Annotated in this window: 14 protein-coding genes; 11 read left to right on the top strand and 3 right to left on the bottom strand. The window is 35.6% G+C overall.

The genetic code is table 11. The annotated features are described in order from the left end of the window. Positions 1-32: 32 nt before the first annotated feature. The 3 genes from ilvN to ilvD all read right to left on the bottom strand — a co-directional run bounded on the left by ilvN (position 33) and on the right by ilvD (position 4189). On the bottom strand, positions 33-563 hold the full coding sequence (ilvN, locus tag AC1RNE_RS14870; RefSeq protein WP_309912936.1) for an acetolactate synthase small subunit: 531 nt from the start codon (positions 561-563) through the stop codon (positions 33-35). 114 nt (positions 564-677) lie between these two features. Further along, the gene (gene ilvB, locus AC1RNE_RS14865) at positions 678-2420 is read right to left on the bottom strand and encodes a biosynthetic-type acetolactate synthase large subunit (protein WP_492801848.1); all 1743 of its coding nucleotides are present in this window, start codon (positions 2418-2420) and stop codon (positions 678-680) included. A gap of 86 nt (positions 2421-2506) precedes the next feature. Further along, positions 2507-4189 carry a dihydroxy-acid dehydratase gene (gene ilvD, locus AC1RNE_RS14860; RefSeq protein ID WP_492801846.1) on the bottom strand — a complete coding sequence of 561 codons (1683 nt, stop codon included), beginning with the start codon at positions 4187-4189 and terminating at the stop codon, positions 2507-2509. An 812-nt stretch (positions 4190-5001) separates the two neighbouring features. Here ilvD and mgrA point away from each other — a divergent pair. The 11 genes from mgrA to AC1RNE_RS14805 all read left to right on the top strand — a co-directional run bounded on the left by mgrA (position 5002) and on the right by AC1RNE_RS14805 (position 13771). Then, a complete protein-coding gene (mgrA, locus tag AC1RNE_RS14855) occupies positions 5002-6006 on the top strand; it encodes an L-glyceraldehyde 3-phosphate reductase (RefSeq protein WP_492801844.1) in 1005 nt (334 codons plus the stop codon). A gap of 169 nt (positions 6007-6175) precedes the next feature. Next, the gene (locus AC1RNE_RS14850; protein ID WP_492801843.1) at positions 6176-6598 is read left to right on the top strand and encodes a Dabb family protein; all 423 of its coding nucleotides are present in this window, start codon (positions 6176-6178) and stop codon (positions 6596-6598) included. A gap of 11 nt (positions 6599-6609) precedes the next feature. Then, positions 6610-7596: an aldo/keto reductase gene (locus tag AC1RNE_RS14845; RefSeq protein ID WP_492801841.1), complete on the top strand. Its 987-nt coding sequence runs from the start codon at positions 6610-6612 to the stop codon at positions 7594-7596. Between the two features lie 35 nt (positions 7597-7631). Then, entirely contained in the window at positions 7632-8396 is a 765-nt protein-coding gene (locus AC1RNE_RS14840) for a ThuA domain-containing protein (RefSeq protein ID WP_492801840.1), read from the top strand. A gap of 150 nt (positions 8397-8546) precedes the next feature. Then, complete coding sequence (locus tag AC1RNE_RS14835) at positions 8547-8846, top strand: hypothetical protein (protein WP_492801838.1); 300 nt, start codon at positions 8547-8549, stop codon at positions 8844-8846. Then, positions 8843-9319, top strand: coding sequence for a PDDEXK-like family protein (locus AC1RNE_RS14830; RefSeq protein WP_492801837.1), 477 nt, complete (start codon positions 8843-8845; stop codon positions 9317-9319). The genes AC1RNE_RS14835 and AC1RNE_RS14830 overlap by 4 nt, the downstream gene beginning before the upstream one ends. 18 nt (positions 9320-9337) lie before the next feature. After that, entirely contained in the window at positions 9338-10048 is a 711-nt protein-coding gene (locus tag AC1RNE_RS14825; RefSeq protein WP_492801836.1) for an EF-Tu C-terminal domain-related protein, read from the top strand. Positions 10049-10346: 298 nt separating this feature from the next. Beyond that, positions 10347-11039, top strand: coding sequence for an NUDIX hydrolase (locus AC1RNE_RS14820; protein WP_492801835.1), 693 nt, complete (start codon positions 10347-10349; stop codon positions 11037-11039). Positions 11040-11111: 72 nt separating this feature from the next. After that, entirely contained in the window at positions 11112-11951 is an 840-nt protein-coding gene (prs, locus tag AC1RNE_RS14815; RefSeq protein WP_492801834.1) for a ribose-phosphate diphosphokinase, read from the top strand. Then, on the top strand, positions 11935-12318 hold the full coding sequence (locus AC1RNE_RS14810; protein WP_492801833.1) for a hypothetical protein: 384 nt from the start codon (positions 11935-11937) through the stop codon (positions 12316-12318). The genes prs and AC1RNE_RS14810 overlap by 17 nt, the downstream gene beginning before the upstream one ends. A 4-nt stretch (positions 12319-12322) precedes the next feature. Further along, positions 12323-13771: a nicotinate phosphoribosyltransferase gene (locus tag AC1RNE_RS14805; protein WP_492801832.1), complete on the top strand. Its 1449-nt coding sequence runs from the start codon at positions 12323-12325 to the stop codon at positions 13769-13771. The last annotated feature ends 23 nt before the right edge of the window (positions 13772-13794 follow it).

Genomic DNA, 13794 nt, shown 5'->3' with positions numbered 1-13794 from the left:
CCCTCTCTAGTGATAAAATTACATTTGTAATACTAAACAATTTCCCAATCATGTTCTGGTAAATATTCTACCAAACCTTTTTCAGTTTTACCTACCGCTACTCTTCCAGATTTTAGGTATTCCAGAATTTCCCAGTTTTTCATGTATTGATAAAACTCTAGTATTTCAGTTTCAGTGCCATTTTTTTCAATCACTACGTAGTCGAGCCCCCAGTGAACTACTTTAGCATTCCAATCGAGATTTATTTCCTTGATATTCAAGGGAGAACCGCCAAGTGGTGTTGCCAGTTTAAAAAGAGCAATTTCGTTGAATACAATTTCGTGGTCTAGATAACCAAAAACGGCTAATACATCAACAACTTTACGAATTTGACGTACCAATTTTTCAACAGCCTCACGACTTTCATGACGAATCACAATCGTGAATCTTGAAACACCTTTACGTTCAGTTTCGCAAACGTTTAAAGATTCAATGTTCAACCTTCTCCTTGTAAAAATAATAGTAATTCGATTCAACAAACCAACGGTATTAGTTGTGAAAACGGATAATGTGTATGTTGTCATTTTAAAGTTCTAAATTTAGATTTTAGCTAATAGAATAAACATGCTAAGAGGAATTGAAAAGAAGTAATTGACTGATTAAAAATCACTCAATTATCACTTATTCACTCAATGAATTTACTCTAATCTAATTGCTGAAACACTTGCCCCTGCTGGAACCATTGGGAAAACATTTTCTTCTTTTTCACAAACGATTTCTAATAAATAAGGTTTATCAGAAGCTAATAGCATATCTAACGATTCTGACAAGTTGGCTCTATCACTCACTGTATGTCCGGCAATACCAAAGCCTTTGGCAATCGTGATAAAGTCAGGATTTTGTAATTCTACAAAAGAATAGCGTTTGTCAAAAAACAACTGTTGCCATTGGCGAACCATTCCTAAGAAATTATTATTCAGGATAATAATCTTAACAGGCAAGCCACTTTGTGCAATAGTTCCTAATTCTTGAAGCGTCATCTGAAAGCCACCATCACCTATAATAGCAATTACCTCACGGTCGGGAGCTCCTACTTTCGCCCCAAAAGCGGCAGGTAAAGCAAAGCCCATTGTACCAGCTCCACCTGAGGTAACTAACGAATTCCAAGTATTGTATTGATAGTAACGGTTTGTTACCATCTGATGTTGACCAACATCCGTAACGGTAACGGCTTCACCTTTAGTTTTTGCAGAAAGCATTGTAACGGCTTCTCCCATTCTGATTTTATCACCCTCATGGAATACATCACGTTTCGTTATTTTCTCAAATTCTTCTTCGTCGTATTTTTTAAATTCAGCTTTCCAAGCCTCATGTTTGCGTTCTTTTACTAAAGGCAACAATGCTTTCAATGTTTGCTTAGCATCACCAATTACAGGAGCATCAGCAAATACGTTTTTATTGATTTCGGCAGGGTCAATATCAATATGCACTACTTTAGCCTGTTTGATAAACTTGGCTAAATCGCCCGTTACACGGTCATCAAAACGCATACCAATGGCAATTACTAAATCGGCCTCGTCTGTTAACACGTTAGCGCCATAATTTCCGTGCATTCCCAACCAACCTATATAATTTGGATGATTTGTTGGTATTGCCGACATCCCTAAAAGCGTAGTAGCTACTGGAATATCTGTTTTACGGACAAAGGCATCAAATTCTTCTTGAGCATTGGAAATGATAATACCATGACCTGCAAAGATATAAGGCTTCTGAGCAGCATTAATTAATTTTGCGGCTGCTTCTACTTGGTCTTGTTTTGGTGTAAGTCTTGGGCGATAGCTAACGATTTCGGTACATGGCTTGTACTCAAAAGGAATCGTCATCAAATCTGCCTGCGCTGTACGAGTAATATCTAATAAAACAGGCCCTGGACGACCAGATTCAGCAATATAAAAAGCTTTTGCCATTGCCGCAGGAATTTCGTTAGGATCAGTAATCTGATAATTCCATTTAGTTACTGGCATCGACATCCCGATGATATCGCATTCTTGGAAAGCATCAGTACCCAATAAGTTTGCTTTAACCTGACCTACTAAACAAACCATTGGTGTTGAGTCTAGTAAAGCATCTGCAATAGGCGTCATTAAGTTGGTTGCTCCAGGTCCAGACGTTACCATGGCAACACCCGCACGACCCGTCATACGAGCATAACCTTGTGCAGCATGACCAGCACCTTGTTCATGACGGACAAGGATATGTTTGATTCTATCTTGATAATCATAGAGGGCATCATACGTTGGCATGATAGCGCCACCAGGATAACCAAATATGGTTTTAACATTATTTTCAACCAAGCATTGCATGATTGCCTGTGCACCTGTCAAAAACTTAGCAGGTTCAGCTTTCTTTTCCTCTATGGTCATGGTTTGTGAGTTTTCCATGTTTAAATTTCTTTATTTATATATAATGAATAAATGTCAGATTGTGGTTTTATTTGATTGATAAGCCAATCATTTTATAAAGGCTCTTACAAATCCGTCACACAGCCTTCGCTTGCTGTTGATACGTTTTTAACATATTTGCGTAATACCCCTTGTCTGAATGGTGATGGCGTTGGTTTCCATTCCTTACGTCTCTCTGCTAATTCTTCATCAGAAACATGTACATGAAGAATATTATTTACTGCATCAATCGTAATTAAATCTCCATCTTTCACCAAGGCAATATTTCCACCGATTTGTGCTTCTGGTGTGATGTGCCCTACTACAAAACCGTGTGTTCCACCTGAGAAACGACCATCTGTAATCATCGCTACTTTGTTGCCTAAACCTGCACCCATCACTGCCGAAGTTGGTTTCAACATTTCTGGCATTCCTGGTCCACCTTTCGGTCCTTCGTTGCGAATCACCACTACCTGTCCTTCTTTGATTTCGCCTTTCTGTAAGAACTCAATTACTTCTTCTTCACTTTCACATACTTTGGCAACACCTTCAAACTTCTCTCCTTCTTTTCCTGTAATTTTTGCTACAGCGCCATCTGTTGCCAAGTTACCGTATAAAATTTGTAAGTGACCAGTCGCTTTAATTGCGTCAGCGATAGGCTTAATAATTTTTTGAGTATCAAAATTAATTTCTGGTACTTCAGCCAAGTTTTCTGCAATGGTTTTACCCGTAATTGTCATACAATCTCCGTGTAATAAACCTTCTTGTAATAAATATTTCATTACCGCTGGCACACCACCAATAGCTAACATATCTTCCATGTAATATTTACCAGAAGGTTTTAAATCAGCAAGCAATGGCGTACGGTCTGAAATATCTTGAATATCTTTTAAGGTAAAATCCACTTCAGCAGCACGAGCAATCGCTAAGTAGTGAAGAACAGCATTGGTAGAACCTCCCATTGCCATTACCACTGTCATAGCATTTTCAAATGCTTTACGTGTCATGATATCACGTGGGCAAATGTTTTTCTCTAACAAATTTTTCATGGCTGCACCAATTGCCAAACACTCTGCTTTTTTGCCTTCGTGTGTAGCTGGATACGTTGAAGAATTTGGTAAGGTTAAACCCATTGCTTCCATCGATGAAGCCATCGTATTAGCAGTGTACATACCACCACAAGCACCAGCACCAGGAATGGCATTTCTGATTACTCCTTCGTAGTCTTCATCTGAGATATTACCTGCGAATTTCTTTCCTAATGCTTCAAAAGCAGAAACGATGTCTAATTTTTGTCCTTTGTATTCACCAGAACGAATCGTTCCACCGTATACCAACATCGCTGGGCGGTTCAAACGAGCAATCGCCATCATGGCACCTGGCATATTTTTATCACAACCTACTACTGCAATTACACCATCGTACCACTGTGCTCCTACTACGTTTTCGATTGAATCGGCAATTAAATCACGAGAAGGAAGGGAATAAGACATCCCATTGTTTCCGTTTGTCATTCCATCAGAAACTCCAATCGTATGGAAAATCAAACCCACCATGTCATTTTCCTGAATCCCTTTTTTTACATGAACCGACAAACCATTGAGGTGCATATTACAAGTATTGCCTTCATATCCCGTACTGGCAATACCAATTTGGGCTTTCTGCATATCTTCTTTCGTTAAGCCAATGCCATATAGCATTGCTTTTGCTGCTGGGTTGGTAACTTCTTGCGTAAGGGTTCTGGAGAATTTGTTTAGTTCTTGTGACATCTTGAATTGAAATGTTTTGAATCAGAATCTAGTGATTGTACTATATCCTTCGATGGTTATTTAAGATTATTTTTCAGCAAACAGTATTTGTACTTTATCTACTTTTATTACATTTTTCTAAGAATCAAAATCCTTTTAAACAAAAGACCTTTCTCCGGTGTGAGAAAGGTCTTGGTATATTAGAAAATATTAAACCGTCTCACACCGATTGGGAGAGTAGAATTACCACTAGGACGATATTGATAAATTGGTTTAACATCTTTTCTTAGAATTTTTTCTAGCGAATTTTCGCTGTTGTTTCTTTGTTTACTTAACAAATATACAGGAGTTAATTTCTTAATTCCAAGGAAATACCAAATAATATTTTAGTAATAAATACTTAAACCAATTATTATTTTCTGAATGAACCTTTAGTTTCAAAAGATAATTCTTTAAATAGTTAAAATCATTAGGTTTTATTTTGCAAAAGTTTTCAGATTCCAGAGAAAATATTTTTTACAAAATTGCCGATTTTTGATTTAGCGAAATTTCGCTAAATCAAAAATCGGCAATTTATTTCAAGGAAATTTGCATTTTTACTAGTTGTCTATTTTCTCTCAACAATATAGGTTTAAATAACTTTGGAGAAATTCTGTCTTAAAGTCTCCGAACAAGGACAAAACCTATCAATCTACATAAGGAATTATATTACATTTGTTATAGCTTAAAAATATATTCATTTGATTTTAAATAGCGTAAAAAAACATACGAACTCTTTAAAATCTTGAGTAATACTTTCACTCGATTTATTAACTATTTTCTGAACTCATTAAATGACTTACCTAGCAAACCCTACTCGTTACGATCAATCAGGAACCCGCCCAATGGAGTATCGCCGTTGTGGTAGCAGTGGTTTAAAATTACCCGCTATTTCTTTAGGTTTGTGGCACAACTTCGGTGGTGTCGATGTATTTGAAAATTACCGTGCCATTTTACAAACTGCTTTTGATAATGGTATTACGCATTTCGATTTAGCCAATAACTATGGCCCTCCTCCAGGGTCGGCGGAAGAAAATTTTGGTATTATCATGAAAAAAGACTTCGCTCAATACCGTGACGAATTAGTGATTTCAACCAAAGCAGGTTATTTGATGTGGCCTGGTCCTTATGGAGAATGGGGTTCAAAAAAATACTTGGTGTCCAGCTTAGACCAAAGCTTAAAACGCATGGGTTTAGATTATGTTGATATTTTTTATCATCACCGTCCAGACCCCGATACACCTTTAGAAGAAACAATGGCGGCCTTGGATTTAATCGTCAGACAAGGTAAAGCCTTATATGTAGGTATTTCTAATTATCAAGCTCCAGAAGCTGAAAAGGCTATTGCTATCTTGAACCGACTAGGGACACCATGTTTAATTCATCAACCAAAATATTCTATGTTTGAGCGTTGGGTTGAAGGTGGTTTGCTAGATGTACTCGGTCGCGAAGGTGTGGGGTGTATTCCTTTCTCACCATTAGCACAAGGGCTTTTGACTGATAAATATTTAAAGGGTATTCCTAGCGACTCTAGGGCATCTAAACCGCATGGTTTCTTGCAAACTAGTCATGTTACCCCAGAAGTGGTAGCAAAATTAGAGCAATTAAACGCCATTGCTTTACAACGTGGTCAGACTTTGGCACAAATGGCACTCGCTTGGTTATTGAAAGATGCAAGAGTTACTTCTGTATTGATTGGCGCAAGTAGAGTTTCACAATTATTAGATTCGCTAGATTGTTTAAAAAACAAAACTTTTAGTCATGAGGAATTAACGAAGATTGAAGAGATTTTGAAGTAGGTTGTTTTAAGCTATGAGCTGTGAGCCTTGAGCTATGAGTTTTTTAATGCCAAATCGCTCACTAGAAAAAACTCAAGGCTCGTTGCTTTTAAAACACTAACAAATAACATTTACTAAACATAAAAGCTGAAAGCTCAAGGCTCAAAGCTATCAGCTAAAAAAGCCAACTATGAAAAATATTTCCAGACGTAATTTTGTTAAAAACACTGCACTAACTGCTGGTGCGGGTTTAGCAATGGTGAATACTACTGAGGCCAAACCTTCAAAAGAACTATTTGTTCATCATGTGTATTTTTATTTAAAGAATGCGAACAACGAGGCAGATACGGCTAAATTAATCGAAGGATTGAATGCGTTAACGAAAGTACCCACTATCAGGTTTGTACACATTGGGACACCAGCAAGTACTAACAGAAGCGTAATAGAAAAAGGCTATGCCGTATCTTGGTTATGTTTCTTTGATAATTTGGAGGAAGAAGAAATCTATCAAAAGCATCCTATTCACTTGAAATTCATAGAAGAATACTCACATCTTTGGGATCATGTCGTTGTATATGATGCTATAGGGCCAAGAAGAGAAAAGCAAAAATAATATTCAAAAAAATGCAATATAGAAAGTTAGGTAAAACAGGTTTTGAAATTTCAGAAATCAGCTTAGGCACATGGCAAGTAGGCGGTAAATGGGGTGATGATTTTAGCCATGAAACAGCTGACAAAATCCTTCATACTGCCGTAGATGCTGGTATTAATTTTATTGACACTGCCGATGTGTATGGCAACGGAGAAAGCGAGAAGGCCGTTGGTAGATTTGTAAAAAGTCGTTCAGAAAGGCTTTTTGTCGCAACTAAATGTGGAAGGCAGTTAAACCCACATGTAAACGAAGCTTATCAACCAGCAGTCCTTCGCAAGTTTGTGGAAGATAGTTTAACAAATATGGGTTTAGAAACCCTTGATTTGATTCAGCTACACTGTCCGCCCACAGAAGTATATTATCGTCCAGAGATTTTTGAATTGTTTGATAGATTAAAGGACGAAGGGAAAATATTGAACTTAGGCATTAGTGTCGAGAAAGTAGAAGAAGCCTTAAAAGGGATTGAATATGATAACGTAACGAGCGTACAAATCATTTTCAATGTTTTTCGTCAGCGACCAGCAGCATTGTTTTTTGAACAAGCCAAGAAAAAGGACGTTGGTGTGATTGTAAGAGTACCTCTAGCAAGTGGCTTGTTAACAGGTAAGTTCTCAAAAACATCAACTTTTACTGAAGGAGACCATCGTAATTTCAATCGTAATGGCGAACATTTCGATAAAGGCGAAACTTTTTCTGGGATCGATTACGAAACAGGTCTGGCGGCTGTGGACGAATTAAAAGCGTTATTTCCAGCACATCCTAATTTAGCACCTATCGCCTTGCGTTGGATTTTACAACACGATGCTGTAAGTACGGTCATTCCGGGAGCCTCTCGTCCAGAACAAGTATTATCTAATTTAGATGTTTTCAATATTCCAGCTTTGACTGCAGAAGAAGTTTCAAGCATCAATCAGGTATATCAAAAAAGTATTAAACCGTTAGTCCACCACTTGTGGTAAGTATTTTCCAATTTATTTTTAACCATTCAAGAAAAATGAAAAATAATCTCCTTAAAAACGCGCTGATGCTAATGTTGGCTCTGTCATTCACCAGCACAACTTTTGCACAGCAATTTAAAGTATTATTGTTTACTAAAACTGACGGTTTTCATCATGAATCAATTCATGAGGGCGTAACAGCTATTCGTCAATTGGCAGCCCGTAACAACTTCACCGTTAACTGGCAAGAAAATGCCTCTGTATTCAATGACAAAGATTTGGCTAACTTTAGTGCAGTAATTTTTTTGAACACTACGGGCAATGTCTTGAATGATGAGCAACAAGCTGCTTTTGAAAAATTCATCCGTTCGGGTAAAGGGTATGTGGGTATTCATGCGGCTTCGGATACTGAATACGACTGGGCTTGGTACACTAAAATGGTAGGAATGATGTTCAAAATTCACCCTGCACAACAAACCGCCTATTTGAAAGTTGAAGATAGCAACTTCCCTGGGATGGAGCGTTTCCCTAAAAAACTCCTTTGGACAGACGAATGGTATGAGTTTAGCGACTTAAAAGCGACAGACTTACACTACTTAGTTTCAGTAGATGAAAAATCTTATGACCCTTACGCAAAATGGGGAACAAACGAAGGAAAAGGAATGGGTAAATTCCATCCGATTTCTTGGTATCATAACTACGATGGCGGTAGAGCATTCTATACTGCTTTAGGGCATATTCCATTAACGTTCTCTGACCAAACTTTCTTAGATCATATCTATGGAGGTATTTACTGGGCAGCTACTGGTAAAGGGTTGTAGTCAGTAAACCGTTTATTATTATCTGGTTTATATCTCAACAAAAAATCCTCACATCTAAACGTGAGGATTTTTTGTTGAGGGTAACAGCAAGTGCGTATCATCTACAATACCCCCTTTTTCGTATATTTGCTTTAACAAATCTTGAATAAAATGGAAACAATAAAAATAAGTGTTAATAAGCAAATGGATGGTTATACTTTTAGTATTGCACCCTCTATCAGAGAGCAGATTAAAAGTTGGTTTCCAGATGCTCACCCTGCTAACAATATCTTTGTTTCTTATGATATAAAAAGTGACTTTGAAGTGTATTATGGAAAACTTGAAAGCTATATTTATCCAGCTTTACTTGGAGTCAATAATCAATCAGAATTAAAGAAGAAAATAAATGAAATCATATTTATGGATACAAAAACTGGCAATGTTTTACATACTCATAAAGTTACTGCATGAAAAAAAATTATCATCTCTATTTGGGAAAAGCTGGTCACCTAACAGTTATATCCGAATTCTTAACACTTGGATGGAATGTTGCCATTCCAGAAGTTGATATAGGTGATGATATTTTTGTTGTCCAAGATGACAATGGAACATTAAGACGTGTTCAAGTTAAAACTTCTACATCTACAGTCAGACAGAGTAGTTTTAGCGGGCAGTTCAATGTTCCACTAACACAATTGAAGAACATCTCCAATATTCCAGTGCATTATGTCTTTATTGTTAGACATAATAGTCAATGGACTAAGCCAATTATTATTCGTCAAGACTATTTACTTGACCATTGGCAAAGTAATAATATAGGTTCTGTAAATGAAGGTAATCTAAAATTATACTTTGCCTATTCCGATGATAAAGTAGAATGTTCAGGAATTGATTTCAGCAAATATATTTCAGACTTCTCTGACTTTCCTCTGGTAGAAGAATAAGCCTCAAAGACGAATACTATGATTATTAGTCAAAACTCGAAACTACAAAACCCCGAACTTGAAGCCGAAATTTATTATTTGACACATGAGGAAGGCGGTCGCTATAATCCTGTTTATAGTGGATATCGTGGACAGTTCTATTACAACAATCAAAATTGGGATGCTCCTCAAGAATTTATAGACAAAGAGGTCTGCTATATGGGTGAAACTGTGAAAGTTTATTTGCAGACTTTAAGTCCACACTTTCATATTGGTCAGTTTTTTATAGGACAAACATTTGAAATTAGAGAAGGTTCAATCATAGTTGGAAAAGGAAAAATAACCAAAGTAATTAAACCTGATTTCAACTATTGGGATTTTGAAAGTTTTCAAAATCAACTTCCCGAAAACTATAAACCATTTGATTTTAAAAGTATCAATAAAACCATGATTGATATAAAAAGCTTAATGGATAAGATGAAGCAGATTGAGAGCATCAAATTTGCTAAAACGACTTCTGGGAACAATCAAAGGTTAATTGTTGAATGTCAATTAAAAAATAAAAAAGGTGCATTAAGACCTTTTGCAGATGAACTCTATAAAAATTGGAAAGATTTATTCCCTCTCAAAGACTCATTTTTCAAGATTAAGACTTATTGGTATAAGGATAGTTTTGAACTAGAATTGTTCTTTGCTATATGTGACAACAATACATATATAACAGGAAGTATGATAGTATCAACACGATAGATAATTTTTCGTCGCTAACGGTTAATTCAATATCTACAGCCTCTTTAAATACCGAATACTCAAAGGTACATTTTCCAATTCATGTTTACTATCGCAGTCGCTCACTTCTAGTGAGTTACCACTATTAATAGGCTTCAAGCCATAAAAAACAAAAAGTAATAAAGCATCTATTTTAACAACAAGCTTTCACAAAATATACCCATTTAAAATCCTTCAGTATAGCCAATGTATTAAATAGACACATATTTAGCTCAAGAAATAATATGTAGATTTGCGTACACTTTACGCATAGATATAAATGGAGCTTGAACAGCATATTAAAATAGCAGTAGATGCAATCGTTTTTGGCTATACAGAAAACAGCCTCAATGTCCTGCTGGTAAAACAAAAATACGGTATTTTAAAAAACCAATGGGCATTGGTTGGAGGATTCGTACAAGACAATGAAACGCTAAATAATGCCGTAAACAGAGAGCTACAAGAAGAAGCAGGTATCAAAGTAAATTATTTAGAACAACTTTTCACTTTTGGAGACAAACTAGACAGAGACCCAAGATTTAGAGTCATTTCGGTAGCATATTTCGCTTTAGTGAACTCTAGCAAGCTTATTTTAAAAGCCGATACTGATGCAGAAGATGCGAAATGGTTTCCAATCAAAGAACTCCCTCCCTTAGCATTCGACCACGAAGAAATCTTACAGACTGCTCATCAACGCTTAAAAAACAAACTTACTTATCAGCCAATAGGCTTTGACTTACTTCCCAAAGAATTCCTTTTCTCTGATTTAGAAAACTTGTACTGCACCATCTTAGAAAAGGAAATAGACAGACGAAATTTCAGAAAAAAAATATTAAGTTTTGGTATTATTGAAGAAACCGAAAATTTTTCTCCAAAAAAAAGTGGAAGACCTGCCAAGCTATTTAAGTTCAATAAACTGAAATACAATGAGTTAACAAAGGAAGGTTTTTTATTTGAAATTAATTTTGCGTAATTTTTACGCAAATATATTTGATTTCAATTTTTGAGTTTTATATTTGTGTAAAATATACGCAAATATAAAATTATGATACTCAATCTAGACAGTAATTTCAAACCATTAGATGGCGAAGAAATACAATTTGAAAGTTTTACATTTTCAGGCGGAGAACCTCACATTAAAATCAAAACAGATTTAGATACTCAAAAAGAAGTAGTTGTCACTCATCGCTTAAACTCATTCAATGATGTAGGATTGCTTTGCTTAGCCGTTGATGCTTTAAAGCGCATGGATATTATTCTTTCTAAATTAATAATACCTTATTTCCCATCAGCCAGACAAGATAGAGTAATGACGAAAGGTGAGCCTCTATCTGTTAAAGTATATGCTGATATAGTTAATAATTTAGGCTTTAAAAAAGTAATTGTACTAGATGTTCATTCAGACGTCACACCAGCTTTATTAAATAATTGCGTAGCTATTTCAAATCATAATTTTATTAAACAGGTAATTAATGCAATTGGAAAAGATGTAAAACTGATTTCTCCTGACGGTGGGGCATTAAAGAAAATATATAAAGTTTCTGAGTTTTTAAATGGTCTGGAAGTAGTAGAATGTAGTAAAAGTAGAGACATAGAAACAGGTAAATTAACAGGATTTAAAGTCTATGCTGAAGATTTAGAGGGTGATGATTGCTTAATTGTGGATGATATTTGCGACGGTGGCAGAACATTTATTGGATTAGCCAGTGAACTAAAAAAGAAAAATGCCGGAAATCTTTATTTAGCAGTAAGTCACGGCATTTTCAGTAAAGGATTTGATGAATTAGAAAAACATTTTACACACATCTTCACTACAAATTCTTTTAAGGAGCTAAGTCATGATTGTTTAACACAAATAAACTTGGACAATGGACTACTATCTTAATCCTGAAAATTCTTCAAATAGATTATTGGAGGAATACAGAGCATATAAGTCGTTGGTAATAGCCTTTGATTTTGATGATACAGTTTATGATTTTCATAATAAGGGACGGCTTTACAATGATGTGATTGCTTTACTGAAAAAATTAAAATTAATTAATTGCTATTTGATTTGTTGGACTGGTCAAGAAGATATGGTATTTGTAAAAAATTACCTCGACCAAAATGGAATTCCATTTGATGCTATCAATGAAAATCCACCATTTCATCAATCAAAAAGTAAGAAAATTTATGCTAATGCATACTTAGATGACAGAGCTGGTCTGTTTCAAGTGTACAATGAATTAAAATATTTAACAGAAAACATTTAAAATTATGAATCCCCTATTATTGACAGATGGCTATAAAGTTGACCATCGCAGACAATATCCAACAGGAACAACTTTAGTTTATTCAAACTGGACACCCCGTAAAAGTAGAATTCAAGGTATTGACCATGTTGTGTTTTTCGGATTACAATACTTCATAAAAAAATACATCTTAGAAGATTTTGAAACCTACTTTTTCAAACAACCTAAAGAGAAAGTTATCAAAGAATACAGTCGTAGAATTAATAATTATTTAGGCGAAAACCAAGTTGGTACCAAACATATTGAGGATTTACACGATTTAGGATATATTCCAATGGTAATCAAAGCATTACCAGAAGGAACAAGTGTACCTATAAGAGTACCCATGTTCACCATGTATAATACCAAATCTGAATTCTTTTGGCTAACAAATTATTTTGAAACGCTCCTTTCTGCTGTCATTTGGATGCCTTGTACCTCTGCTACTATTGCCAAACAGTATCGTAAAATATTGGATAAATATGCAAACGAAACATCTTCTATTCCAGAATTTGTAGATTGGCAAGGACATGATTTTTCAATGCGTGGGATGGCTGGAATTGAAGCGGGTGTTTCTTCTGCAAGCGGGCACTTATTAAGTTTTACAGGAACTGATACAATTCCTGCTGTTGATTTTTTAGAAAAATATTACAATGCAGATTCAGATAATGAATTAATAGGTGGTTCAGTGGCTGCAACAGAACATTCTGTCATGTGCATGGGAACTACTGAAGGAGAATTAGAAACCTTTAAACGGTTGATTTGTGATATTTATCCTCAAGGTATTGTTTCTATAGTTTCAGATACTTGGGATTTATGGAAAGTATTAACAGAATATTTGCCTGCATTAAAAAATGAAATATCAAGTAGAGCAGGAAAAGTGGTTGTAAGACCAGATAGCGGCGACCCTGTTGATATTATATGTGGAAATCCGAACGGCAAAAATGAACACGAAAGAAAAGGCGTTATTGAATTACTATGGGATACTTTTGGAGGGCAAACAAATAGCAAAGGATATAAAGAGCTTATTCCACAAATTGGTGCTATTTACGGAGATAGCATAACCATTGACCGAGCAACACAAATTTGTGAACGACTTAAAGCCAAAGGATTTGCCTCTACTAATGTAGTTTTAGGTATTGGTTCATATACCTATCAGTACAACACTCGAGATACTTTCGGATTTGCGATGAAAGCTACTTATGGTGAAGTTAATGGCGAAGGGAGAGAGATTTTCAAAGACCCAATTACAGATGATGGCACAAAAAAATCTGCGAAAGGACTTATGAAGATTGAATTAGAGAACGGTAATTACAAACTTATTGACCAAGTAGATTGGGAAGTTGAAAAACAAGGAGCATTGAAAGAAGTATTTAGAGATGGCGAACTTTTAATAGACCAAACTTTAGCGGAAATAAGAAAAAGAGTAAGATAAATATATTTATACCTATAGCAGTC

The sequence above is a fragment of the Arcicella sp. GW822-FHT02H01 genome, assembly GCF_058802005.1.
This window is presented reverse-complemented; position numbering and strand designations above follow the sequence as displayed.